Source organism: Streptomyces sp. NPDC057694 (assembly GCF_042799415.1).
GTDB lineage: Bacteria > Actinomycetota > Actinomycetes > Streptomycetales > Streptomycetaceae > Streptomyces.
In genome coordinates this window covers 43683-67261 of record NZ_JBHVIX010000001.1, presented here as the reverse complement: position 1 = coordinate 67261, position 23579 = coordinate 43683, and the positions used below count along the sequence as shown (strand labels likewise).

Annotated in this window: 21 protein-coding genes; 8 read left to right on the top strand and 13 right to left on the bottom strand. The window is 69.1% G+C overall.

All coding sequences use genetic code 11. The features are described 5' to 3' along the window. Window positions 1-217: 217 nt before the first annotated feature. Window positions 218-1258, bottom strand: a complete 1041-nt coding sequence (locus tag ACFVDP_RS00330) for a hypothetical protein (RefSeq protein WP_383480806.1) — start codon at window positions 1256-1258, stop codon at window positions 218-220. Between the two features lie 299 nt (window positions 1259-1557). On the opposite strand from ACFVDP_RS00330, the gene ACFVDP_RS00325 reads away from it, so the two are divergent. Continuing rightward, complete coding sequence (locus tag ACFVDP_RS00325; RefSeq protein WP_383480803.1) at window positions 1558-2817, top strand: cytochrome P450; 1260 nt, start codon at window positions 1558-1560, stop codon at window positions 2815-2817. Window positions 2818-3188: 371 nt separating this feature from the next. Here ACFVDP_RS00325 and ACFVDP_RS00320 read toward each other — a convergent pair whose 3' ends face one another. Next, window positions 3189-3707 carry a hypothetical protein gene (locus ACFVDP_RS00320; RefSeq protein ID WP_383480800.1) on the bottom strand — a complete coding sequence of 173 codons (519 nt, stop codon included), beginning with the start codon at window positions 3705-3707 and terminating at the stop codon, window positions 3189-3191. A 139-nt stretch (window positions 3708-3846) separates the two neighbouring features. Beyond that, window positions 3847-4221 (bottom strand): MerR family transcriptional regulator, encoded by a 375-nt coding sequence (locus ACFVDP_RS00315; protein ID WP_383480797.1) that lies wholly within the window; start codon window positions 4219-4221, stop codon window positions 3847-3849. A 158-nt stretch (window positions 4222-4379) separates the two neighbouring features. Here ACFVDP_RS00315 and ACFVDP_RS00310 point away from each other — a divergent pair, with 158 nt between their 5' ends. Then, the gene (locus ACFVDP_RS00310; protein ID WP_383480794.1) at window positions 4380-4730 is read left to right on the top strand and encodes a putative quinol monooxygenase; all 351 of its coding nucleotides are present in this window, start codon (window positions 4380-4382) and stop codon (window positions 4728-4730) included. A gap of 339 nt (window positions 4731-5069) precedes the next feature. Here ACFVDP_RS00310 and ACFVDP_RS00305 read toward each other — a convergent pair whose 3' ends face one another. Beyond that, window positions 5070-5405, bottom strand: a complete 336-nt coding sequence (locus ACFVDP_RS00305; RefSeq protein WP_383480791.1) for a carboxymuconolactone decarboxylase family protein — start codon at window positions 5403-5405, stop codon at window positions 5070-5072. A gap of 151 nt (window positions 5406-5556) precedes the next feature. On the opposite strand from ACFVDP_RS00305, the gene ACFVDP_RS00300 reads away from it, so the two are divergent. From ACFVDP_RS00300 to ACFVDP_RS00280, 5 genes are all read left to right on the top strand, one after another. Next, on the top strand, window positions 5557-6447 hold the full coding sequence (locus ACFVDP_RS00300) for a helix-turn-helix transcriptional regulator (protein WP_383480788.1): 891 nt from the start codon (window positions 5557-5559) through the stop codon (window positions 6445-6447). Between the two features lie 2 nt (window positions 6448-6449). Next, window positions 6450-7436 (top strand): aldo/keto reductase, encoded by a 987-nt coding sequence (locus tag ACFVDP_RS00295; RefSeq protein ID WP_383480785.1) that lies wholly within the window; start codon window positions 6450-6452, stop codon window positions 7434-7436. Window positions 7437-7500: 64 nt separating this feature from the next. Beyond that, window positions 7501-7935 (top strand): cupin domain-containing protein, encoded by a 435-nt coding sequence (locus ACFVDP_RS00290; RefSeq protein WP_383480782.1) that lies wholly within the window; start codon window positions 7501-7503, stop codon window positions 7933-7935. Then, complete coding sequence (locus ACFVDP_RS00285; RefSeq protein ID WP_383480779.1) at window positions 7932-8789, top strand: aldo/keto reductase; 858 nt, start codon at window positions 7932-7934, stop codon at window positions 8787-8789. The genes ACFVDP_RS00290 and ACFVDP_RS00285 overlap by 4 nt, the downstream gene beginning before the upstream one ends. A gap of 287 nt (window positions 8790-9076) precedes the next feature. Beyond that, complete coding sequence (locus ACFVDP_RS00280) at window positions 9077-10090, top strand: LacI family DNA-binding transcriptional regulator (protein WP_383480776.1); 1014 nt, start codon at window positions 9077-9079, stop codon at window positions 10088-10090. A gap of 231 nt (window positions 10091-10321) precedes the next feature. Here the strand turns inward: ACFVDP_RS00280 and ACFVDP_RS00275 are convergent, their stop codons facing one another. The 5 genes from ACFVDP_RS00275 to ACFVDP_RS00255 all read right to left on the bottom strand — a co-directional run bounded on the left by ACFVDP_RS00275 (window position 10322) and on the right by ACFVDP_RS00255 (window position 17506). Beyond that, window positions 10322-11134, bottom strand: a complete 813-nt coding sequence (locus ACFVDP_RS00275) for a carbohydrate ABC transporter permease (protein WP_383480773.1) — start codon at window positions 11132-11134, stop codon at window positions 10322-10324. Window positions 11135-11232: 98 nt separating this feature from the next. Beyond that, window positions 11233-12189, bottom strand: coding sequence for a carbohydrate ABC transporter permease (locus ACFVDP_RS00270; protein ID WP_383480770.1), 957 nt, complete (start codon window positions 12187-12189; stop codon window positions 11233-11235). A gap of 174 nt (window positions 12190-12363) precedes the next feature. Then, window positions 12364-13662 (bottom strand): extracellular solute-binding protein, encoded by a 1299-nt coding sequence (locus tag ACFVDP_RS00265; RefSeq protein ID WP_383480767.1) that lies wholly within the window; start codon window positions 13660-13662, stop codon window positions 12364-12366. Between the two features lie 246 nt (window positions 13663-13908). After that, window positions 13909-15321, bottom strand: a complete 1413-nt coding sequence (locus tag ACFVDP_RS00260; protein ID WP_383480764.1) for a GH1 family beta-glucosidase — start codon at window positions 15319-15321, stop codon at window positions 13909-13911. 901 nt (window positions 15322-16222) lie between these two features. Next, window positions 16223-17506 carry a glycoside hydrolase family 6 protein gene (locus ACFVDP_RS00255; protein ID WP_383480761.1) on the bottom strand — a complete coding sequence of 428 codons (1284 nt, stop codon included), beginning with the start codon at window positions 17504-17506 and terminating at the stop codon, window positions 16223-16225. 707 nt (window positions 17507-18213) lie between these two features. On the opposite strand from ACFVDP_RS00255, the gene ACFVDP_RS00250 reads away from it, so the two are divergent. Next, window positions 18214-18993 (top strand): glycoside hydrolase family 16 protein, encoded by a 780-nt coding sequence (locus ACFVDP_RS00250; protein ID WP_383480758.1) that lies wholly within the window; start codon window positions 18214-18216, stop codon window positions 18991-18993. Window positions 18994-19112: 119 nt separating this feature from the next. Here the strand turns inward: ACFVDP_RS00250 and manD are convergent, their stop codons facing one another. From manD to ACFVDP_RS00230, 4 genes are all read right to left on the bottom strand, one after another. Then, window positions 19113-20327, bottom strand: a complete 1215-nt coding sequence (gene manD / locus ACFVDP_RS00245) for a D-mannonate dehydratase ManD (RefSeq protein ID WP_383480755.1) — start codon at window positions 20325-20327, stop codon at window positions 19113-19115. 85 nt (window positions 20328-20412) lie between these two features. Beyond that, window positions 20413-21264 (bottom strand): carbohydrate ABC transporter permease, encoded by an 852-nt coding sequence (locus ACFVDP_RS00240; protein WP_383480752.1) that lies wholly within the window; start codon window positions 21262-21264, stop codon window positions 20413-20415. Beyond that, window positions 21261-22238, bottom strand: coding sequence for a carbohydrate ABC transporter permease (locus ACFVDP_RS00235; RefSeq protein ID WP_383480749.1), 978 nt, complete (start codon window positions 22236-22238; stop codon window positions 21261-21263). The genes ACFVDP_RS00240 and ACFVDP_RS00235 overlap by 4 nt, the downstream gene beginning before the upstream one ends. After that, window positions 22238-23560, bottom strand: a complete 1323-nt coding sequence (locus ACFVDP_RS00230; protein WP_383480746.1) for an ABC transporter substrate-binding protein — start codon at window positions 23558-23560, stop codon at window positions 22238-22240. Before ACFVDP_RS00230 ends, ACFVDP_RS00235 begins: the two co-directional genes overlap by 1 nt. Window positions 23561-23579: the final 19 nt, after the last annotated feature.

The window sequence follows — 23579 nt, the reverse complement described above, 5'->3', positions numbered from 1 at the left end:
GACTACGAAGACGGTAATGGGGGGGAATGTCCGGCGCTCGGACTCCACCATGGTGGCGGCCGCGGTCTGCTGGACGATGCGCTGCTGCGGGTCCTTCGGAACGTCCAAGCTGGCGGGCTGGTAGCGGCCGGGGCACAGGCAGCAGTCCTTGAGGTGGTCAGTGACAGGGGCACCCCGCTGTCACCGAGTCCAGCAACGGCTGCTTCGCTCACGGCGTTCAGACGTCAGCAGGGTGGTGCAGTCGCGGGACGCACAGGTCCGGCAGGTCGACGTGGAGGCCGTGTCCGCGACCGCTCATGGTGCCGTCGTAGGAGAGCTCGGCCGGATCGGCGCCGAGGTGCCGCAGCTCCTCGACGAGCATGCGGGCGGCCGTCGCGGCGTGCGTGTGGTCCTCCATGGCGTTGGGGAAGCGGCGTTGCCACATCGAGCGGGAGTCCTCCCAGCCGCTCCGGATGAGTCTGGCGGGGTCGGCCGCATGCGGCTGGTGCACGTGTCCGGTGGCCTCGATGACGAGTGTCAGGTCCTGGCTCCAGCACTGGACGAAGCGCAGAGGATCCTGAGCCACTCCCAGGTGCAGGATGAACCTGCCGGGGAAGTACGGGGTGTCGTGGCTGAGAGACCGCAGCGCTTCGCAGAGGCTTTTCTCCACCTCCTCCCAGGTGGTTCCGGACCGGTCCGTATCCACCTGGGAGGAGGGTATGGATGGCTGGTCGGACGGCTCGGCGGCCTGCCAGCGACCTCGCGCACGGGCCCGGCCGGCGGTGTCGGCGTGCGCGTGGGGCGGCAGGAGCGCGAGGCTCATCTCGCCGCCGTCATGCGCGTGTACGAGGATTCGGGGGAGGGCGGGATCGGGTTGCCGCCACAACATCCACGGGCCTGAGGAGCCGCCCCACATGGCAGGCGGGCCCAGCTCTTCCTCCATGATCCACCATGCGGCGCGTACGCGGTCCACGGCGCCGCGCACGTCCTCGTCGGGCAGGTCAACGACTCGGACGTCCAGCCTGCGCACCTGCTCGGGTTCCGAGGCGTCCGCAATCAGGGTGCCGTAACCGGCCGAAGGTCCCTTGCGGGCCGTGAATCTGTGCCAGACCTGGCCCGCGACCTCTTTCGGCTCGCGGAGTTCCCAGCCCAGCGCGGACGTCGCGTGCGCGAACTCCGACAGACTCCATGAGCCCGGACGCAGCGGGGCGACTTCTCTCACAAACGCACGGAAGATGTCGTCGTCGAGCCAACTGCCGCGGGGGATCGTGTTCTCCATCCGGCAGACAGTAGTGGCCGGTACTGACAGACCGAGGCCGACGCTAAGGACTCCTACTGACCTCCCCGACAACACCTCGGAGAGGTCAGTAGGAGTTGTAAGACGGTGGACGGCATGCGGTCGGTCGGGTGCGCCTACGCCGGGGCTCCGCGATCCGTGCCCTCGATCGGGGGTGACCCTGCGGCTCCGCACCGCACAGGGCGCTTACCGGACGGCCACAGGGTCGTCTTACGTGATCCGGGTCCGTCCGGCATGCTGGCCGCGGGCCTGTCCCACATCGACCGCGTAAGGAACCCGTTGTGCCTGAACAGCAGTTACCCGACCAGAGCTCTTCCGGACAGCGACTTCTCGTCCTTGATCCGAGCGGCTCCGACCACCACGCCGAGCACCGTGCCCTGCACGCCCGCGGCGCGGCCACACTCGTGGACCTCCTCGGGGTGACCGCCTGGTCGGTCTCCGACCCCACGCTTCTCAGGCAGCTCCTCACCAGCCCGGCCGTCTCCAAGAACGCCCGGGCTCACTGGCCGGCCTTCGCCGAGACGGTCGCCACCTGGCCGCTGGCGCTCTGGGTGGCGGTCGACAACATGTTCACCGCCTACGGAAGCGACCATCGCCGGCTGCGCCGGCTGATAGCCCCCGCCTTCACGGCCCGCCGGGTCGCCGCCATGAAGACCGACATCGAAGAGCTCGTGACCGGGCTGCTCGACCGCCTCGCCGACGTTCCGGCGGGCGATGTCGTCGATCTGCGTGAGGAGTTGGCCGCGCCGCTGCCGATCGCCGTCGTGGGCCGGCTGATGGGCGTGTCCGCGGGGCACGGGGCAGACCTCCGCACCTTGGTGGACAACGTGTTCCTCATGTCACTCTCCGCCGAGGAGGCGGCCAAGAACACCGCGGCCGTGTACGAACTGCTCGACGAACTGATCCGCGACAAGCGGGCCCGGCCGGGCGACGACATGACGTCGCTGCTCATCGCCACCCGCGACGAGGAGGGCGACGGCTGCAGCCTCAGCGACGCCGAACTCCGCGACACGCTCCTGCTGATGATCAGCGCCGGGTACGAGACGACCGTCAACGTCATCGACCAGGCCGTCTGCTCCCTGCTGACCGACCCGGCGCAGCTGGACCACGTCCGCGCCGGCCGCTGCACCTGGGACGACATCGTCGAGGAGACGCTGCGCCACGAGCCCGCGGTCAAGCACCTTCCGATGCGCTACGCCCTCGAGGACATCCCGCTTCCGGACGGCGGCACCATTCGCGCCGGTGACGCGATCCTCGCCTCCTACGCCGCTGCCAACCGGCACCCCGGCTGGCACGGCGACAGCGCGAACCGCTTCGACGCGACCCGCGCCGGCAAGGAGCACCTGGCGTTCGGGCACGGCGTCCACTACTGCCTCGGCGCCCCGCTGGCCCGGCTCGAGGTGACGACGGTCCTGCGCGACCTGTTCGCGCGCTTCCCGGACGTCGAACTGGCTGTCCCGGTCGACGAGTTGCGTCCGCTGCCGACGCTGATCAGCAACGGACACACGGCCCTGCCCGTACGTCTGCGGCCCCGGGGCTGACCCCACGCACAAGCCCCGCCTCCCGTGCCACGCGCGTGAGGCGGGGTCGGCAGGGCGTCATTTCCGCGGACTTCAGCGCGCGAGCGAACCCATCGGGTCCCAGGCGGACAGGACGACCGGCGGCTCATCAAGGACGGCGGCCGAACTGGGGCTGCGACCAGCCGTCCCAGGCCCGAGCTGACCAGGGTGCTCGGACCTGGAGCGCTCAGCTTGTGGTGTCCGCGTGCGACAGAGAGGGCGCGGATCACGAAGCGGACGCCCCGTCAGGCGCAGCCGTCCGCGCCCGGTGACGCGCTCAACGTTGGCACAGGCGACAACGGTGGCGGTGGCGCCCTGCCTCGCCGTGCCCGGTGCGTCGTGCGGGGGTTCGGTCAGCGCAGGGTGGCTCCATAGGCGTCGGTGGTCTTCCAGACGTGCAGGGGTGCGAGGGGAGCGGGCCAGACGTCGATGAGGTGTTCTTCGAGGGGTTCGTCGCCGTCGATGATGAGTTTTTCGTGTCCCAGGTCGCGGCCGCGTGCGTGAACGCGGATGCGGCTGGGGACACCCGCGATGCGGGTGAGGGGCGGCAGGGGATCGTTGTCGTGGGCGTCGGTGATGCCGGGGTTGGTTCCGGGCAGGAGGAGGCTGGCTTCGACGATGTCGTCCCAGGCGTCCAGGTCTGGCGGCGGGGGAGGGGCGGAGCGCTGGGTGAGAGTCACGCGGACCGGGCCGAGTTTGGTGCCCGTCATGACCAGGGCGAAGGCGCCGGGTTCGGTGATGCCGCGGCCGGGGGAGAGGGGGGCGAGGAGTCCGTTGAAGCCGGTATAGGAGAAGCCGGCGGGGTCGAAGTCGTCCCCGCACACGTAGTACTGGTGGTCGCTCGTCCACACGAAGGCGGTCGCGGTTTTCATCGGGGCACCTGAACCCAGTAGGCGTCGTTGTTGAGAGGTGGACCCGGATGTCGTCGTCGGCCATCGCGAAGGCATGAAGGACCAGCTCGTCGGCCTCGGCCCGGGCGCCGGGCCGAGGCCGACGCGTGCTGGTCGAGCCTCAGCCCCCTCCGCCCTCGCTGGCCGACCGTGCCGCGCCGAACTCAGCGGCGCTGAGGACAGAGTCCAGACGGGCTCGCGTGGCGGCAAGGTCCCGCATGTGTTCGTCGAGGCGGTCCCGCTCCGCGCGAAGCCGGGCGATCATCTCCGGGCCGGCGATACCGGTGTGCACGCATGGCAGGAACTCCACGATCGTCCGGCTGCTCAGCCCGGCAGCGTAGAGAAGCTGGATCCACCGCACTCGCTCGACCGTGTCAGGGGCGTAGAGGCGCTGCCCGCCTGCACTGCGGCTCGACACGATGAGCTGCTGCTGCTCGTAGTAGCGCAGCGCCCGCGTGCTCACTCCCGCGGCCGATGCCACCTCGCCGATACGCATCCCGTCGCTCCCTCTGCTCCACATGCCGCCGGGCCCCGGTCGCTGCCGGGCCGTCCCGGGGGTCGTCCCCGACTTGCCTTTGACGTCAACGTCAACTTTTACACTCTGGCAGCCGGCCATCAACACCGGCAGAACCGATCACGACGGAGCAGCACCTCATGAGCACTGACGACACCACACCCGACGGCCTCATCCCCGCCGCCGTCCTCGCCTCGGACGCGCCGGTCGCGGTCTATGGATACGCCCGGGCCAAGGCGGGCGAGGAGGACCGGATGCTGGGCGAGATCCAGGCGATCATCGGCGTCACCCGCAAGGAGGACGGATGCGAGCAGTACGTGGTCCACACCACGCCGGACCAGCCGGGCGCCTTCGCCTTCTACGAGCGCTGGTCCTCCGGCGCCCACCTGCTGGCGCACGTTTCGCAGCCGTTCATGCAAACGTACTTCGCCGCCATCGCGGGCCTGGTCGAGGGAGAACTGGAGGCCCACTGGCTGCACCCCCTCGCCTGACCCCCTCCACACGGCCGGCCTCGCGCCCCGCGGGGCCGGCCGCATCCGGCATTAGCCGTCCGTGAAGGCGCGGAATGCGGGCACCGGTATGGCTCCTGGCAGGGCCACGCTGCGGGCCGCCTGTCGGCTGCAGGACTGTGACCCGCAGCTTTTCGCTCTGGCCGACCCGTGAGTCCGCCGCCAGCGCGGTCGACATCGCCTCCGCGCAGGGGCTGCTGGCCAACGCCGTAGCTCCACCGCTTACGCCGCTCGGCAAGAGCGCAGGAGGCAACCCGTCGACTCGCTCAGCGAAATTGATAGCGGGTACCGAGAGACGGTGTCGGGTCCGCCCGGCAAGACTCAGTCCTCCTGCTCGACGATCCTTTTCAGCACGCTCGTCGCTCCCATGCCGTTGGGCCAGCCGGAGTAGAACGCCAGATGCAGCAGGGCCTCCTGCAGTTCCTCGTCGGTGACGCCGTTCTGGCGGGCGAAGTCGAGGTGGAATTGCAGCTGGTCCATCTTCCCGAGTGCCGTCAGGGCGGAGATGGTGACGAGACTGCGGTCGCGCTTGGACAGCCCCTCGCGCTCCCAGACCTCGTCGAAGAGAACCCGGTCGGTGTAATGGACCATCCCCGGGGCGAAGTCTCCGAAGGCGTTCTTCCCGCCGGACCAACCGGTCTCTGTGTACTCAGTCATGATCTCTCCCTACCTGCGGCGGCGTCCGTCGACCGATCTGTATATGTGCCATGCCAATGACATCGCCGCCCATGCCGGGGAGGGAGTCCCTGGTGAGGGGCGTACTGGCAGGGCATCCCTCACCAGGGCTTCGCGCCTTAGCGTGGAAGGCATGGACGCCAGGAACGAAGCACGGGAGTTCCTCATGTCCCGTCGAGCGAACCTCACTCCCGAGCAGGCTGGACTGCCGGTCTCCGGACACCGGAGAGTGGCGGGCCTGCGCCGCGGTGAGGTGGCGATGCTCGCGGACGTGAGCCCGGAGTACTACGCCAAGATCGAGCGCGGCCACCTGGCCGGCGTCTCCGACGCCGTCCTGGAGTCGATCGCCCGGGCGCTGCGGCTGGACGACGCCGAGCGCGAGCACCTCTTCGACCTCGCGAAGGCAGCCAACGGTGGGGCCAGGCCCGTGCGCCGGAGCAGGGCGAAGAAGTGGGTGCCCAGGGACAGCCTGATCCGTGCGCTGGAAGCCATCGCCCTCGGGCCCGCGTTCGTGCGCAACGGACGGATGGACGTTCTGGCCACCAACGTCCTCGGGCGGGCCTTCTACGACGAGGTGTTCGACGGCCCCGGAGAAGGGAACTTGGCGCGTTACTGCTTCCTCGACGAACGGGCCAGGGCGTTCTACCCGAATTGGGAGGCGGCAGCGGACGTCACTGTCTCGATTCTGCGCACCGAAGCCGGCAGGGATCCCCGGGACAAGCAGCTGCACGACCTGGTCGGTGAGCTGTCCACGTGCAGCGACGCCTTCCGCACCCGGTGGGGAGCACACAATGTGCGCCGCCACGGGTCGGGCACCAAGGAATTCCACCACCACGAGGTCGGCGACCTCACGCTGACCTACGAGGGGATGGAGCTGACCGCAGAGCCCGGGCTGTCCTTCCTCATCTACACCGCCGAGCCCGGCTCGCCCAGCCAGGAACGCCTGCAGCTCCTCGCGAGCCTCGCCGCGACGTCCCCCGCAGGACCGCCCCGCACCGGGCACCCGACGATCCAAGAAGGATGACCATGCACACCAGAACACTCGGACAGGGCCTGGAGGTCTCCGCGATCGGGCTCGGCGCGATGGGCATGTCCCAGAGCTACGGCCGCAACCCCGGCGGCCGCGACGACATGATCGCGGTGCTGCGCTCCGCGGTCGACGAGGGAGTGACCTTCTTCGACACCGCCGAGGTCTACGGGCCCTACGTGAACGAGGAACTGGTCGGCGAGGCGCTCGAGCCGATCCGCGACCAGGCCGTGATCGCCACCAAATTCGGATGGGACATCCAAGACGGCAGGAGCGTCGGCCTCGACAGCCGTCCCGAGCAGATCCGCCGCGTTGCGGAGCAGTCCCTGAAGCGACTCCGTACCGAGGCGATCGATCTGTTCTACCAGCATCGCGTCGACCCCGACGTGCCGATCGAGGACGTCGCAGGCACGGTCGGCGAGCTGATCGCCGAGGGAAAGGTCAGGCACTTCGGGCTCTCCGAGGCCTCGGCCGCCACCATCCGCGCCGCACACGCCGTCCACCCCGTGACCGCGGTTCAGAGCGAGTACTCACTGTGGACACGGGACCCCGAGGCCGAGGTACTGCCCGTGCTCGGCGAGCTCGGCATCGGGTTCGTGCCGTTCAGCCCCCTGGGCAAGGGCTTCCTCACCGGCACCATCGACACCTCCACGACCTTCGCCGACGGGGACATCCGCCATCGGGTCCCGCGCTTCACAGCCCAGAACCTGGCCGCGAACCAGGCGCTCGTCGACCACGTGCGGCAGCTCGCCCAGGTGAAGGGCGCGACGCCGGGCCAGGTCGCCCTGGCATGGCTGCTCGCGCAGCAGCCATGGATCGTGCCGATCCCCGGCACTCGCCGCACGGCACGCATCCAGGAGAACAACGCCGCGACGGCTGTCGCGCTGTCCGCGGACGAGGTCGCGGGCCTCGACGGCCTGGCTCAGCGGGTCGGTGTCAGCGGCGATCGCTACAACGCCGAGCACATGGCCTTGGTCAATCGCTGAGCGCTGCTGCCGCAGCGTGCGTCCTGCCCAGCAGGACGCACTGAAATTGAAGGAAAGAACAAAAATGGCTGTCCACGAATTCGATCAGATCTTCCCGCTGGGGGAGAAGAACGAAGCCTTCGCGCCCTACTTCATAGGCCAGAGCTACCTGGCTCCGCTTGCCTCGGGCAGCGTGCCCGTCAGCAACGTCTCCTTCGAGCCGGGATGCCGCAACAACTGGCACATCCACCACGGCACGAACGGCGGCGGTGACCAGATCCTGCTGTGCACGGCCGGCAGCGGCTGGTACCAGGCGCACGGTGAGGACCCCGTCAGCATGGAGCCGGGAACGGTGGTCCGCGTTCCGGCGGGCACGAAGCACTGGCACGGCGCGAAGGCCGACTCGTGGTTCTCCCACGTCGCCTTCATCACCCCGGGCGAGGACGTCAGCAACGAATGGCTCGAGCCCGTCACCGACGAGGCGTACGGCGAGCTGCGCGAGAACGGAGCACACGCATGACCATCCTGGACGAGAAGTACGAGCTGTCCAACGGCGTCGAGATCCCCAAGCTGGGGCTCGGCACCTGGTTCATCGACGACGACAAAGCGGCCGAAGCGGTTCGCGCAGCCGTGGACATCGGCTACCGCAACATCGACACCGCCCAGGCCTACGGCAATGAGCGCGGCGTCGGCGAGGGGGTACGCACCGCAGGCGTGCCTCGCGACGAGCTGTTCGTCTCGACCAAACTCGCGGCCGAGATCAAGGACCACGACCAGGCGGCCGACGCGATCGACGGATCACTGGCGACACTCGGCCTCGAGTACATCGACCTCATGCTCATCCACAGCCCGCAGCCGTGGAACGACTTCCGCGGCGGCGACTACGCCGAGGGCAACCGCGAAGCATGGCGCGCACTCGAAGAAGCGCATCAGGCCGGCAAGATCCGCTCCATCGGAGTGTCCAACTTCCAGCAGCAGGACGTGGAAAGCATCCTGCAAGGCGCGACTGTGGTGCCGCACGTCAATCAACTGCTCGTTCACGCCGGTAACACCCCCTCAGAGCTGCTGAACTACTGCGAGCGTCAGCAGATCCTCGTCGAGGCGTACTCGCCGATCGCACACGGAGCGATCCTCGACAACGCCGAGGTCCAGGCGATGGCAGAGAAGTACGGAGTCTCCGTCCCGCAGCTGTGCATCCGCTACACCCTGCAGCTGGGCGCGGTGTCGCTGCCCAAGACGGCGAACCCCGCACACATGCGTTCCAACGCCGAGATCGACTTTGAGATCGCCGGCGATGACATGGACGCCTTGCGGGGCCTGCGCGACGTGGACTACGGGAAGCACAGCGTGTTTCCCGTCTACAGCGGCAGGTGATCCAGAACGAGCGCCGACTCATGACGGGGACGGGCGTGGGACCATCCCGCGCATGGGGAGACAGCCATCGGGGCGGCCCGCCTGCTCGCAGTCTTGGCCGCCATCCCTGTAGGTCGTCTGCTGGTGGTGTGGGTGCAGCACCACAGCTGACCGACAGGACCAGGACCAGGTCAGGATCAGGTTCCGGACCAGTGAGTGAAGCACGGGGCGGCTTTTGGCTCGGTGCGCGGCGTTCGCAGGTCACAATGGAAGGGCTTCCATAATCAAGTGAGGGAAGGCCCACGTCCATGACTGAGGAACTGCCGCAGCGGCATGCCACGCTCGACGATGTGGCCGCGCAGGCGGGTGTTTCGCGAACGGTGGCCTCCCGGGTGATCAACGGTGCACCGCACGTCAGCCAGGCCAAGCGGGAGGCCGTCGAGCGGGCGATCAGAAAGCTCGGCTTCGTTCCCAATCCGAAGGCCCGCGCCCTGGCCACGCGGCAGGCGGGTGCCGCCGCGCTGGTCATCGCGCGAGACGACCCGGGAGTCCTGGCCGACCCGTTCTTCGCGCAGGTCATGGTCGGAGTGTCCGGTGCCCTGGAAGAAGCCGACCTGCACATGATGCTGTGTCTGGCCGCCACCCCGCGCGGCCGGGAGCGGGTCGAACAACTGGTGCGCTCCCGTGCCGTCGACGGGGTCATGCTGATGGCACTGAACGAGGACGACCCGCTGGCCCGGCTCGCCAAGGAGACCCCGCTGCCGGTCGTCTTCGGCGGCCGCCCGATGGACTTCGAGCCGCGCTGGTACGTCGACATCGACAACGTCGGCGGCGCGCGCAATGCGACCGAGCACCTCCTCGTGCACGGACGCAGCCGCGTGGTGACGATCTGCGGCCCGCTGGACACCGGGGTCGGCGACTCCCGCTGCCGCGGTTACCGGGAGGCCATGGTGCTCGCCGGCCTGACGCCCCGCCCGCCCGAGCAGGCAGACTTCTCCGAAATGGGGGGAGAGGCCGCCATGAACCGGCTGCTCCAAGCGCATCCGGACCTCGACGGGGTGTTCGCGGCCAACGACAACATGGCGGCGGGCGCGTTGCGCGCGCTGCGCAAGGCGGGCCGTTCGGTACCCGGGGACGTCGCCGTGGTCGGGTTCGACGACCTCGCTGTCGCACAGAGCGTCGAGCCCGCGCTCACCACCGTCCACCAGCCCATCAGGGACCTGGGGCGGGAAATGGTCCGCATGCTCGTCGGGGTCATCGCCGGCCGCGCCCCCAGCCCGCTGATCCTTCCCACCCATGTGGTGCGACGCGCCAGCACGTGACGCATCGTCAGGAACCGTACCGGAAGACGTGAACGGGAAGGTGTGCGTGGGAAGGCGTGAACGGGAAGGTGTGAGTGGTGCGCGGCCGCCAACCGTCGGCCACCGGAGCCGTAGCGAGGAGGCGCCGGTTGCTTGCCGCAGGCGGGCCGCCGCGCACCACCGTTCATGGGCGGCCCGCCGCAGCTGGATACGGGGTTGGAGCGCGTGGCACACGCCCTGGCGCGGGTGGATTCATCCCTTCACCGCGCCCTGCATGATGCCGCCGACGATCTGCCTGCCGAGCAGGCCGAAGACCACCAGGACGGGGAGGGTGCCCAGCAGGGTTCCCGCCATGACGACGGACTGGTCCTGGACGTAACCGCCGCCGAGCTGCCGCAGGGCGACCTGCACGGTGGGCTCCTGAGAGGAGAGCGCGATGATCGGCCAGAAGAAGTCGTTCCAGGCTGTCATGAAGGTGAGGAGCCCGAGGACCGCCATGGCGGGGCGCGCGATGGGGATGACGATGGTCCAGAAGATTCGGGACGTGGAGGCGCCGTCGACACGTGCGGCCTCGATGAGTTCGTCAGGCAGCGACTGGGCGATGTACTGCCGCATGAAGAACACCCCGAAGGCGGAGACCAGGCTCGGCAGGATCACCGCCTGCAACTGATTGGCCCACTCCAGCTTCGCGATCACCATGAACAGAGGGATCACACCGAGCTGCGGCGGGATCATCATGGTGCCGACGGTGAACGCCAGCAGTCCGTTACGGCCCTTGAAGCGCAACTTGGCGAAGGCGAACCCTGCGAGGGTGGAGCACAGCACGGTGCCCACGGTGATGGACCCGGACACGATCAGGGAGTTGAGCAGCGCCTTGCCGATGTCGGCCTGCTCCAGGGCGAGTTGCACGTTGTGCAGCAGGTTCGGTCCGGGGAGCAGGGTAGGTGGGGACTTCGCGATGTCGGCGTTGGAGCGGCTGGCCGCCACGATCGTGTAGTAGAAGGGGAAGGCGGAGACCAGCACCGCCAGGATCAGGAACGCGTAGGTGGGGCGGCTGCCGTGCATGGTTCGTCCTGCGCCGCGCCCGAGCCGGCGAGGCCGGGGTGTGGGTGGCGAGGACGGCCGCACGCGGCTCGCTGTCTGCGGATCGGCGAGAGTGGTGGTCACCGGCCGGCCTCCTTGGCCACGCGTCGTCGTGCGAGCAGGGCGTTGACCCCGACGAGCACCAGGATGAGCAGGAACATCACCCAGGCGATGGCCGCGGCCCGGCCCAGGTGGAAGAAGGACCAGCCCTGCTCGTACATGTACAGACCGAGCGTCTGGTACTGGTGCGTGATGCCGCCGCCGGGATTTCCCTCGAACAGGAGCGGCTCGCCGAAGAGTTGAGTGGCGCCGATGGTCGACATGATGACGGAGAAGACGATGGTGGGGCGCAGGCCCGGCAGCGTCACGTGCAGGAACTGCCGCCAGCGGGAGGCGCCGTCCATCTCCGCCGCTTCGTACAGGTCGCTCGGGATGGACTGCATGCCGGCGAGGAAGATCAGCGCGTTGTAGCCGGTCCAGCGCCACACGACGATGCAGGAGATGGCGGTCTGCGAGGCGAGCGTCCCCGTCTGCCAGTCGACCGGGCCCAGGCCGACGAGCCCGATGACGTAGTTGATCAGCCCGAAGTCGTGGCCGAAGAGCTGGGCGAAGACCAGTGTCGCGGCGGCCACCGAGGTGGCGTACGGCATGAGCATCATGGTGCGGAAGAAGGTGCGGCCGCGGAGCTTGTAGTTGAGCAGGTGCGCGAGTCCCAGAGCGATCATCAGCTGTGGGACGGTGGACAGCACGCCGAGGGTGAAGGTGTTGCGCAGGGCGCCCCAGAAGAACGGGTCCGTGAAGATGGCGGTGTAGTTGCCGAAGCCGCGCCATTCCATGTCGCCGGGGGTCTGGAGCTCGATGCGGTACAGCGAGATGAACGCGGTGTAGATCAGCGGGAAGAGGCCGAAGGCTCCGAACAGGACGAAGAACGGGGCTATGTAGGTGTACGGCGAGACGGAGCGCCAGACCCGGCGCCCTGGCGGGAGCTCGGGACTGCGCGCCGGCGCGGCCGGCGGCGCGGGAGCGGTGAGGGTCACGGGGCGGCCCTTAGGGGGACAGGGAGGCCGGGGGCCTCGGCGGGAGGGCGGGTACGGGGGCGCGGTGGCGGCCGCGTTTGCGGGCGGATTCCCGAGGGGGCCGGGGGAGCGCCGGCCGGGAGTTGCGCCGGGGGCCGGGCGCGGGTGCGGACGAGACCGGCCCCCTCGGCCGGATCAGCCGATGGCGTTGTCGATGCCCCTCTTGGCGTGCTCCCAGGCCGTGCCGGGCGCGGTGCCCTTCTTCTCGATCTCGAACAGCCCTGCGGTGATCTGCTCCTGGATGTCCTGGTCGTTGACGCCGAGGACCTGCACCGGAGCCTCCTTGGCCGCGTCACCGAAGATCTTCCCGATGGGCGCATCCGAGAAGTACGGGTCCTTGGTGTCCGCGACCTTCGCGATGGCGGGCACGCTGGAGGGGAAGTTGCCGATCTTGTTGAAGAGCTTGGCCTGCTGCTCCGGAGCGGTCAGCCACTGGATGAGCTCGTAGGCCTCCTTCTTGTGCTGGGCCGCCTTGGGGATCGACAGGTAGGAACCGCCCCAGTTGCCCGCGACGCCGGGCATCTTGGCGATGTCCCACTTGCCCTTGCCGGCGTCGCCCGCCTGGCCCTTGATGTAGCCGAGCATCCAGGCCGGGCACGGCAGGGTGGCGAAGGAGCCCGCGGCGAACGCCTGGTTCCACGGCGGGGTCCACTGGGCCAGCTTGGCGCTCACGCCTGCTCGCTCGGCCTTGACGGACAGGTCCCAGGCTTCCTTGACCGCCGGGCTCTTGTCGTAGATGAGCTTGCCGGAGGAGTCGTAGTAGCGCTCCTTGTACTGGCCGGCCACGTTGGTGTAGATGCTGCGGACGCTGTCGATCCAGGCGGTCTTGGCGGGGGCGTTCTTCATGTACTGCTTGCCGAGGTCCAGGTAGCCGTCCCAGGTGGACCACTTCTTCGCGAGTTCCTCGCGGTCGGTGGGCAGTCCGGCCTTCTTGAGCAGGTCGGTGCGGTAGCAGATGGCCCCGGGGCCGTTGTCCGTACCGAGGCCCATGACCTGGCCGGACTTGCTGGTGGCGGCACCCCACTTGGACTCAGTGAAGTTCGCCTTCAGCTTGCCGGCCCCGTACTGGTTGAGATCCTCGAACTTGTCGCTCTGCCGCTGCGCCACCGAGGCGATGCGACCGATCTCGATGCCCTGGACGTCGGCGAGACCGCCGCCACCGGCGAGGCGGGTCTGGAGCGCCTTCCAGTAGTTCTTCTCTTCCTGGGTGTCGGTCTGCTTGATCGTGATGTTCGGGTGGCTCTTCTCGTACTCCTTGTAGAGCCCGGCCTCCTTGAAGCCGAACGTGCCGAACAGGTCCACGGTCAGGGTGACTTTGCCGTTGCTGTCCTGGGCACCGGTCGAGGCCGATCCGCAGGCGGCAAGCAGTGTGCCGGCCACGGCGACAGCGCCCAGGCGGACGAGGGTCCTTCTCGCGGCTCGTGCGATGGACATGGAAAGCCTCCTCAGACTTCGTCAACAGTGGTGTGGAAGCGCTCCCACTCGACGTGAGGCGAGCCTCCCGCCCGTGGAGACGGGGCGTCAAGACTCGAACACGTAACGACTTCGAAATGTGGAAGGCGTTCAGGGAAAGGCGCCTTGAAGACACCTGGTGTGGCACTTGGTGCGCCCGCGCGGGAGAACGTGACGTCTCTGCGTTCAAGAGTTGGCGATCGAGGTGACGATCGGTCGATGGGCGGCCTAGCGCTTGCGGGTCGCCTGCGCCGCGTCCCGTAGCCATAGGGCGCTCTGTTTCGGGGTGCGGCGCTGCGTCGCGTAGTCGACGTGGACGATGCCGAAGCGCTTGGCGTAGCCGTAGGCCCACTCGAAGTTGTCCATCAGCGACCAGGCGAAGAACCCGCGTACGTCGGCTCCGGCCTCCCTGGCCCGGCCCGCGGCGGCGAGGTGGTCGGCCAGGTACGCGGTGCGGTCGACGTCCTCGATGCGCCCCTCGGCGCTCACGTCGTACGCCGAGTCGTCGAAGGCCGCGCCGTTCTCGGTGAGGTAGATCGGAAGGGCGGGGTAGTCGCGGCTGATGCGCGTCAGCAGGTCGGTGAGGCCCTGCGGGTGGATCTCCCAGCCCATCGCGGTGACCGGGCGGTCGGGCTGCGGGATCCGGACGGTCCGGCCGGGTTCGTCACCGGCCGCGACGACGTCGCTGAGGTAGTAGTTGATCCCGAGGAAGTCCAGCGGCTGGGCGATGACGTCCAGGTCCCCCGCCTCGACCGGTACGTCGACCCCGAGTTGCGCCAGGTCGGCGAGAACGTCCTGCGGGTACTGCCCGCGCAGCACCGGGTCGAGGTAGAGGCGCAACCCCATCCCGTCCGCGCGGCGGGCGGCGTCGATGTTCTCGGGGGCGTCGGAGGCCGCGTACACCTGGGACGGGTTGAAGGTGATGCCGGCCTGGACCGGCGCGGGCACGACGGACCGGATCCGCTGGACAGCGAGGCCGTGGCCGAGGTGCAGATGGTGCACGGCGCGGACGGCGGCCCCGAAGTCCTTGCGGCCCGGGGCGTGGCAGCCGATCTGGTAGCCGAGGATCGCCGAGCAGAACGGCTCGTTGAGGGTGATCCAGTGCCGCACCCGGTCGCCTAGCCGGCCCGCGACGAGCTCGGCGTAGTCGGCGAAGCGGTACGCGGTGTCGCGCTCGGGCCAGCCTCCGACGTCCTCCAGCTCCTGGGGCAGGTCCCAGTGGTAGAGCGTCGCCCAGGGGGTGATGTCCTTGGCGAGCAGCTCGTCCACCAGGCGATCGTAGAAGTCGAGCCCCTTGGCGTTCGCCGGTCCGCGTCCGCCCGGCTGGACGCGGGGCCAGGACAGCGAGAAGCGGTAGGCGTCCAGGCCGAGGCCGGCGAGCAGGCGGACGTCGTCGGGCATCCGGTGGTAGTGGTCGCACGCCACGTCGCCGTGGTCGTCGTTCTCGACGGCGCCGGGGGTGTGGCTGAAGGTGTCCCAGATCGACGGCGTGCGTCCGTCGATGTCGACCGCGCCTTCGATCTGGTACGCCGATGTCGCGGCGCCCCAGACGAAGTCCCTGGGCAGGCCGTGGATCTCGGGGTCGGGGAGTGCGTGCGGAAGGGGGCGGCCGGGATCGGCGGACCGCAGGTCAAGGGTCATGGTGTGCTTCTCCAACAGCAGCAGAGGGAAGGGGTCCGCCGGAATCTGGCGTCAGAGAGGGCCAGCCGGTTGGGAGCGCTTCCAAGAAGATGAGGTGAGGCCTGACCCTTGTCAAGGGGCTGCGAGGGGAGAGTCTCGCCTGCATCGGCCCTTGAGGATCGTGTCAACTGTGGTTTCTTTGCTGCTCATTGTGGGTCTTGTCGGGGATACGCCTGCCGTACGTGCCGCTTCCCCTTCGCCCGAGATCCATGGCTCGCTTGACAGACAGATCTCCGCTTACGCATTCTTTGGGAGCGCTACCAAATTCCGACGTGAAGACGGGTCTTCGGTAGGTAGCGGGACGTGAGGAGGGTCGCCGCTCGCGTCCGGTCCCGCGGGGTTCGGTTTCCGCGGGGGTGTCACCGAACCCCGCCCCGGGCGCGAGCCCGACACATCGACCGCCGCCCCGTCTTCCTCGAAGGAGCGCGTCGTGTCCGAGCTGTCCGCGAGCGGCGCCCGACCCTGGAGGCGGTGGCGTTCCACGCGGGAGTCTCCCGTTCGACGGCCTCCCGCGTCACGCCTGGACCAGCAAACGGACTTGGACACAGCCTTCGTCGCCGGCGACCTCATGGCCGTGGGCGCCCTGTGCGCACGCTGCGCGAGCAGGGCGGCCGCGCGCCATCCGTGCACGCCACTGTCATCAGTCCCACCACCCTGATACGCCGGGGGCGGCCTGATCCGGCCCGCCCCGACCTGCCCCCCGCGAGTGCGGCCAAGCGGCTCGTTCGATCAGATGCATGTCGTGGAGGCTCAGCGTTCGCGTGCACGTACGCCGGTGACGTCGGGACGTCGTTACGTCCGCGGGGAGCCGGCGACTCGCCGACTCCCCACGTCTCAGGACGACTTGAAGATGTTCCCGCCGCTACCTGCCTGTGTTGAACGTGAGCCCGGGCTTCGCGTTCTTGGCCAGGGTGTGCGCGAACTCCGGCCACCACGCGCCGGCCGCCGGGTCCTCGACGCCGTACTCCGGATCGACGGGGCCCGCCGTTCCCCGGCGGCAACTGCCGTCCGACTCGCCGATGGTCTTCACGTAGAGGTACGCGTCCGCCAGCGGAAGGCCTGTGTCGGCGGTGGGCCTGACACCGATACCGCGCCCGGGGGCGTTGCACCAGGGTTCGGCATCGGTGTACTTGCCCGTCGGGGGGATCCAGGCGCCGAGGCCGTTCCGGCTGTTGTCCAGGACGTAGTGCGTCAGGTCCTCGACCGGGGGCCGGCCCACGGTCCGGTCGAACCACGCGTCGGTCCACTTCCAGGTGGACGGGTCGTAGAAGTCCACCGCGTTGCCGGGCTGCCCGTCGTTGGGGGCGTCGGGTGAGTAGTACTGGCTGGCGCAGGTGTCGGTCCTGCCGCGCGCCTCCAGCGGGCCTTCCGTGGTGTACCAGACGCACTTCGAGACCCAGGTGGCGTACCGGTTGAGCTGGTCGGTGGGCTGGTAGTTGGAGACGTTCAGGGCGAAGCCCTGGGTCTTGGCCAGGTCGGCCTTGAGCAGACGCCCGGCCAGTTCACCGACCGGCTGCCAGTTGCTGCTGCCGCCGTCGAGATACACGGACGTACGGGGTCGGGAGGCCATGAGATCCACCGCGGTACGGATGTTGCGGTACCGCTCCTCGGTGCGGGTGCCGTCCGCGTCGCCCTCGGGGCAGTCCGCGGGCAGCAGCGCCAGCCCGTCGGGTTCGACGACGACCACGGCGCGGTCGGTGCCGATGCCTTCGGCCACGCCCTGGACCCAGGCGCGGTACTCCGCGGGGCTGTCCGCGCCGCCGGAGGAGTAGAAACTGCAGTCCCGACCGGTGACGTTGTACAGGACGAACACCGGCACGGTGCCGGTGGCCCTGGCCGCCCGCATCTTCTTCTCGACGACCTGCTTTATCTCGGCGGGTGTGCCGTAGTCGAGCCAGATCGCCTGCGGCCAGCTGGCGAGTTTCGCCATCCGCAGGGCGTCGTCGATCTTGCCCGCCTTCAGGTCGGCGGCCGCTTGCCGGGCCGCACCCGCCTCGGGGTCGACGTAGAAGCGGCTGTTCTTCGGCAACGTGTGGTCGGTCGCCGGTGGGCGGGGCGCGGCAGTGGCCTCGCTCCCGCCGGCCAGGGCCCCGGCGGCGAGCGCCGCGCAGGCGACCGGGACGAGCAACCGTCGCAGTCTGCTCATGGGTGCAGTCTCCTTCGTACGAAAGGGGTGGGCTGATGCGCCGGAGCCCGGTCGGGGGAGGCGCTGGGAGCGGAGGGCCGACGGCGGCACAGACAGGACGGAGCATGCGCCGCACGTCCGCATTTTGGGAGCGCTTCCAGATGTATGTGGAGTGCGGCGCTCTCGGGGGCACATGGTCGGGCTCGCGTGACGGGCATGTCAAGAGTCGTACGACTCCCGGCTGTCCCACTCCTTATGACCTCCTCTCTGGGCTCCGAACAATCCCGCACACCAAGGGTGCAGGAGAGGTCCCTGTCGACAGGTCTTCCCTGGTGGTGGCGGCTCGGTGCGATCCTCGGTGTGAACGGAGGGTTTCCTGCATGCTTCAGTAAATGGCTCCCGGCTCTTGTCGCCCCCGTGCCCTGCTGCTAATTTTTGGAAGCGCTACCAGATATTCCGCTCGTGGCGTGTACACGCGCCGAACGCACGAAGGTCGTGGACGAGCGGCGTACTTCCCCGCACCACAGGCGTCCTCCCCCCGCACAGTCGTGCCGTCGACGGGCGTCGAGCCTGCCCCACACATAGGTTTCACGGCACACGTTTCGAGCCGTGCCCGTCAGTGCAGAGAGGCGTCGGTCCGTCAACCGGCCGCTCGACACCTCCGCGCGCTGCCGATGGCGGTGTGCTCGGACGCTGCTTGCCGCATTCGCGCCTTAAGGAGGCCCGAAATGCCGTTCCGCAGATCATCCCGCCGCTTCCGCAAGTACCGCTGGGCACTCGCCCCGCTCGCCGCCTTCGCGCTGCTGCTCAGTCCCGTCACCACCCCGGCGTACGCCGTCGGCGGCAGCTTCACCGACAACTTCGACGCCTACGACACGGGCCGCTGGAGCAAGTCCGACGGCTGGTCCAACGGCGGCATGTTCAACGCCGGTTGGCGCGCCGACCACGTCTGGTTCAGCGGTGGTGTCATGGGCCAGAACCTCGACACCGCGTCCTGCCCCGCCGGATGCTCGGGCAAGCCCTACGCCTCCGGCGAGTACCGGACCAACGACCTCTACTCCTACGGCCGTTTCGAGGCACGGCTCCAGGCGGTCAAGCGCTCGGGCACCGTCACCGGATTCTTCACCTACACCGGGCCGAGCGACGGCCAGCCCTGGGACGAGATCGACGTCGAGATCCTCGGCAAGAACACGACCCAGATGCAGACCAACTACTTCACCAACGGCACCGGCGGCCACGAGACCGTCATCAACCTCGGCTTCGACGCCTCCGCCGGCTACCACGACTACGCCATCGAATGGTGGAACCAGGGCACCATCAACTGGTTCGTGGACGGCAAGCTCGTCCACCAGGAGAACGGCTCGCGGGGCGCGCTGCCCACCCACCCGATGCGCATCATGGCCAACCTGTGGCCCGCCACCGGGGTCGACAGCTGGACGGGCCCCTTCAGCTACCCGGGCACTCCGCTGACCGCGCGCTACGACTGGATGAAGTACACGAAGTACTGATACCGGCGAGCCCGCGATCCGGCGGGCGGGTGAAGAGGCGGGACCGGCGCGGGACCTGACGGCCTGTGCCGGTCTCCTTCGCGGCCGCCCGGATCCCGGCACCTGGCTCCCGTCCCGTGTCACCAGTCGTGCACGCTCCCGTCCTGAAGGCGGTTGACCGGCAGGTACGCCGCCTCGTACGGGTGGGCGGCCGCGAGGGATTCGTCGAGATCCACGCCGATGCCCGGGGCCTCGCCGGGGTGGAGGTGGCCGTCGGTGAAGGTGTAGGCGTGCTGGAACACCTCGTCGGTGAGCGGGGTGTGGCCGGAGTACTCCTGGATGCCGAAGTTGTGGACCGCCAGATCGAGGTGGACCGCGGCGGCCATGCCGACGGGGGAGATGTCCTCGGGACCGTGCACGGCAGTCCTGATCTGGTACTGCGCCGCGAAGTCGAAGAGCTTGCGCAGTGGGGTCACCCCGCCGAAGTGGGTGACCGCGGAGCGCACGTAGTCGATCAGCTGCTCGGTGATCAGGGCCTGATAGTCGTACACCGTGTTGAACACCTCGCCGATGGCGAGCGGTGTCGTGCTGTGCCGGCGGACCAGGCGCAGCGCCTCCTGGTTCTCCGCGGGCGTGCAGTCCTCCAGCCAGAACGGGCGGTACGGCTCCAGGTCCTTCGCGAGGCGCGCCGCCTGGATCGGGGTGAGCCGGTGGTGCGCGTCGTGCAGGAGGGGGAGTTCGGGCCCGAACTCCGCGCGCACCGCCTCGAACACGGCCGGGGTGTGCCGCAGGTAGGCGTCGGTGTCCCAGTCCTCGACGAGCGGGCGCGTCTGCTGGTGGAGGACGGGCGCGCCGTCGTCGTCGGTGGCGTGCACTCCGTACACGGCCTTGAGGCCGGGGATGCCGGATTGGATGCGGACCGCGGGGTAGCCCTCGGCGAGCCGGGCGCGGACCGAGTCGAGGAGTTCGGGCAGGTCGCGGCCGTTCGCGTGGCCGTACGTGCGCACGCGCTCCCGGCTGGCGCCGCCGAGCAGCTGATACAGCGGCAGGCCCGCGGCCTTGGCCTTGATGTCCCACAGCGCGACGTCGACGGCGGCGATCGCGGCCATCGTCACCGGGCCGCGCCGCCAGTACGCGCCGCGGTACAGGTACTGCCACGTGTCCTCGACGCGGTGCGGGTCGAGGCCGACGAGGAGGGGCGCCACGTGGTCGGTCAGGTAGCTGACGACGGCCAGTTCACGCCCGTTGAGGGTGGCGTCGCCGAGGCCCGTCAGGCCCTCGTCGGTGGTCAGCTTCAGGGTGACGAAGTTGCGGCCCGGGCTGGTGACGACGACCTTCGCGTCGACGATCTTCATGGGTTCTCTTTCAGTAATGGCAGTAATGGCAGTAATGGCAGTAATGGCGGTGATGGCGGTGATGGCGTTACGGACAGAGGGGCGGTCAGCCCTTGGTGGCGCCTGCGGTCAACCCGGCCACCAGGTACTTCTGTCCGAGGACGGCGGCGAGGAGGACGGGCACGGTGATGAGCGTCGCGGCGGCCATCAGTCCGCCCCAGTCGGTGCTCGCGTAGGAGATGAAGTTGAACAGGGTGACCGGCACGGTCTGGGTCCGGTCGTCGGCGAAGACCAGGGCGAACATGAAGTTGTTCCAACTGAAGACGAAGGCGAGGAGCGAGGCCGTCGCGGTGCCGGGAGCAGCGAGAGGCAGCGTGATGCGCCAGAAGGCGCCGAACGCACTGAGGCCGTCCGTGCGCGCCGCTTCCTCCAGTTCGACGGGCAGCCCCGCGAAAAAGCTGATCATGATCCACATGATCAGCGGCACGGAGACGAACATGTGGCTGAGGACGAGCACGGTGTAGGAGCCGACAAGTCCCATGCGGGCGAAGAGGTAGTACCAGGGCACGAGCAGCGAGATGGCCGGGACGATGCGGGCGACGAGGATGACGGAACCCGTGCGGCGCATCCCGAAGCGGCCCACCGCCCAGGCGGCCGGCACCGCGATGACGGCCGAGAGCACGGTGGAGACGGCGCCGACGAGCAGCGAGTTGCCCATCGAACGCGGGATCTGCCCGGCCTTGAGGACGGCGCGGAAGTTGTCGAGGGTGGGCCGGAACCACAGGCCCACGGTCGGGTCGGTCACCTGGACGTTCGTCTTGAACGCCGCGGCGAACATCCAGACCAGGGGCAGGGCGAAGACCAGGGTCACGACGGCGATGGCCGCGCCACGCAGTCGTGCCAGGTGCCGTCGCTTCCGCGCCCCGGGGACGGGTGGGGTGGTGACGGTGGCGCTCATGCGTGCTTCCTTCCGCCGCGGCGGCGCAGCAGGACCACGACGCCGATGATGAAGAGCGTGAACAGGATCAGGACGGCGGCCGCGAGCCCGTACTCCTGGTAGTCGAAGGTGAGTCCGTAGGCGTAGACGTTGAGCGTCTCGACCTCGAAGTCGGAACCGCCGCCCGGGCCCTTCGCGGCGTAGAGGATGTCGAACGTCTTGAGTCCGTCGACGGCGCGCAGGACGAGCGCGGTCGCCAGTGTCGGGCCGAGCATCGGGAGGATCACGTGGCGGAAGCGCTGCCAGCCGCCCGCGCCGTCGACGAGCGCGGCCTCCTCCGGCTCCTCGGGCAGCGTGGTGAGCCCTGCGAGCAGCAGAAGCGTCATCATCGGCGTCCACTGCCAGACGTCGATGAGCATCAGGGTCGGCAGCGACTGGCTCACCGAACCGAGGAACTCCTGCGGGGGCAGGCCCAGCGCGTCGAGCAGATGGTTGGCGATGCCGTTCGTCGGGTCGAGGATCAGCAGCCACAGGATGCCGATGGCGACCGGCGTGGTCAGCAGCGGAATGATGAGGACGGTGCGGACCCAGCGCATCGCGCGGAACGGCTTGCGCATGAGCATCGCCAGGGCGAGGCCGAGCACCGTCTCCAGTGCCACCGCGCCCACGGTGAACACCAGCGTGCGGCGGGCCGCGGGCCAGAACCTGCGTGAATCCTCCAGGGCGTCGGCGAAGTTGCGCAGCCCGACGTGCCGGCTGTCGGCGTTCACCGCGCCGAAGGCGTCGGTCAGGCTGAGGTCGAGCGTGAAGACCAGCGGGAAGACGATCATCAGGCCGACGAAGAGCAGGGCGGGTGTCAGCATCGCCCACTTCAGCCGCCGGCTGGCCTGCTCGAACGTGCGCGGCGGACGCGCCCCGGTGCGCGGCGCGTCGGGTGCGGGCGTGCGGGTGGCGCGGGAGGCGCGGCGGGGGGTGGAGACCTCGGTGGTCGGCATCAGGACTCCTTGTGGCGGTTGTCGCGGACGAGGAAGTCGGCGAACTCGGCGTCGGCGTCGCGGGCCACGGGCGGTACGGACTTGCCGAGGATGCCGGCCACCAGCGGACGGCCGACGATGTCTCTGGCCCGGCCCACCTGGAGCACGCGCGGCCGGTCGTAGCCGCGGCCCCGCTGCGCGTTGAGACGCATCGCGCGGGCCAGGTCCGCCGGGAACGCCGCGAGCGTCTTCGGATCGGCCCACACCGAGGCGCGGGCTCCGGGGATGCCCTCGGACTGCAACGCCGTGGACATCTCAGGCCCGGCCGCCCACCTGATGAACTCCCAGGCGTCGTCCCGGAGTCGGGAGAACGCGTTGATGCCGAGGCTCCACGAGGGAATGTTGTGCGGCACCGCGCCGGCGGGCCCGGCGGGGAAGGGTGCGAAGCCCACCGTGTCCCGTACCGTCGACACCTTCGGGTCGAGGAAGCTGCTGTAGATCGCGTCGGCGTCGATGTAGAACGCCGCCTTGCCCTGCGCGAAGATCGGCATCGCCTGTTCGAGGCTCATGTTGGTCGCCCCGGGCGGACCGGTCAGGGCAAGCAGCTTGCCGTAGTACTCGTAGGCGGCCAGTGCCTCGGGGCTGCCGATGCCGGACCGGCCCCGGACGACGAAGTCCCCGCCGTGCGAGTACAGGAAGCTCGACCACTGGGAGACGGCGCCGCTGCGCTGGCCGCGGCCGACGTATCCGTAGAACCCCTTGCGGCGGGAGGCGATTTCGCGGGCGCCGTCCATCAGCGCATCGAGCGTGTCCGGCGGGCCGCCGAGCCCTTCGACCAGGTCCTTGCGGTAGTACAGGACCGGCCGCTCGGTCACCACCGGGACGCTCAGCACCTTGCCCGACGTCACGGACGCCTCGCGCGGCGCCTTCTGGAAATCGGGCCAGTCGAAGTGGGCGTCGCCCCGCACCCGGTCGGTGAGGTCCGCGAGCCAGCCGTTGTGGCCGAAGACCAGTTGCTCCTGGAGCGCGCGGACCATCATCACGTCGACGTCGGTGCCGGAGGCGTTCAGCTTGACGTTGTAGCTGCCGGCCAGTTGGTCGGCGGTGAGGAGGGTCATCGAGACGCGGCGTCCGACCCGGTCCTCGAACTCCTTGATGCGACGGCGGACCGCCTGGGACCACACGTGGTTGATCGCCATGATCCGCAAGGGGGTGCCGGCGGACGGTGAGCCGCCACGGGCCGAGCAGGCCCCGAGCGTCCCTGTGGCGCCGATGGCTCCCGCCGCCCCCGCGGCCAACCTGCCGAAGGAGCGTCGGCTCAGAAGCGGGCTACTCGTGGACATCGTCGTCCTCGCCTCTCTG

Bases quoted from the DNA above. Each gene is read 5' to 3' on its own strand.
- ACFVDP_RS00330 (WP_383480806.1), bottom strand. From the start codon at position 1,258: ATGGAGAACACGATCCCCCGCGGCAGTTGGCTCGACGACGACATCTTC.
- ACFVDP_RS00320 (WP_383480800.1), bottom strand. From the start codon at position 3,707: ATGAAAACCGCGACCGCCTTCGTGTGGACGAGCGACCACCAGTACTAC.
- ACFVDP_RS00315 (WP_383480797.1), bottom strand. From the start codon at position 4,221: ATGCGTATCGGCGAGGTGGCATCGGCCGCGGGAGTGAGCACGCGGGCG.
- ACFVDP_RS00310 (WP_383480794.1), top strand. From the start codon at position 4,380: ATGAGCACTGACGACACCACACCCGACGGCCTCATCCCCGCCGCCGTC.
- ACFVDP_RS00305 (WP_383480791.1), bottom strand. From the start codon at position 5,405: ATGACTGAGTACACAGAGACCGGTTGGTCCGGCGGGAAGAACGCCTTC.
- ACFVDP_RS00300 (WP_383480788.1), top strand. From the start codon at position 5,557: ATGGACGCCAGGAACGAAGCACGGGAGTTCCTCATGTCCCGTCGAGCG.
- ACFVDP_RS00295 (WP_383480785.1), top strand. From the start codon at position 6,450: ATGCACACCAGAACACTCGGACAGGGCCTGGAGGTCTCCGCGATCGGG.
- ACFVDP_RS00290 (WP_383480782.1), top strand. From the start codon at position 7,501: ATGGCTGTCCACGAATTCGATCAGATCTTCCCGCTGGGGGAGAAGAAC.
- ACFVDP_RS00285 (WP_383480779.1), top strand. From the start codon at position 7,932: ATGACCATCCTGGACGAGAAGTACGAGCTGTCCAACGGCGTCGAGATC.
- ACFVDP_RS00280 (WP_383480776.1), top strand. From the start codon at position 9,077: ATGACTGAGGAACTGCCGCAGCGGCATGCCACGCTCGACGATGTGGCC.
- ACFVDP_RS00275 (WP_383480773.1), bottom strand. From the start codon at position 11,134: ATGCACGGCAGCCGCCCCACCTACGCGTTCCTGATCCTGGCGGTGCTG.
- ACFVDP_RS00265 (WP_383480767.1), bottom strand. From the start codon at position 13,662: ATGTCCATCGCACGAGCCGCGAGAAGGACCCTCGTCCGCCTGGGCGCT.
- ACFVDP_RS00260 (WP_383480764.1), bottom strand. From the start codon at position 15,321: ATGACCCTTGACCTGCGGTCCGCCGATCCCGGCCGCCCCCTTCCGCAC.
- ACFVDP_RS00255 (WP_383480761.1), bottom strand. From the start codon at position 17,506: ATGAGCAGACTGCGACGGTTGCTCGTCCCGGTCGCCTGCGCGGCGCTC.
- ACFVDP_RS00250 (WP_383480758.1), top strand. From the start codon at position 18,214: ATGCCGTTCCGCAGATCATCCCGCCGCTTCCGCAAGTACCGCTGGGCA.
- manD (WP_383480755.1), bottom strand. From the start codon at position 20,327: ATGAAGATCGTCGACGCGAAGGTCGTCGTCACCAGCCCGGGCCGCAAC.
- ACFVDP_RS00240 (WP_383480752.1), bottom strand. From the start codon at position 21,264: ATGAGCGCCACCGTCACCACCCCACCCGTCCCCGGGGCGCGGAAGCGA.
- ACFVDP_RS00235 (WP_383480749.1), bottom strand. From the start codon at position 22,238: ATGCCGACCACCGAGGTCTCCACCCCCCGCCGCGCCTCCCGCGCCACC.
- ACFVDP_RS00230 (WP_383480746.1), bottom strand. From the start codon at position 23,560: ATGTCCACGAGTAGCCCGCTTCTGAGCCGACGCTCCTTCGGCAGGTTG.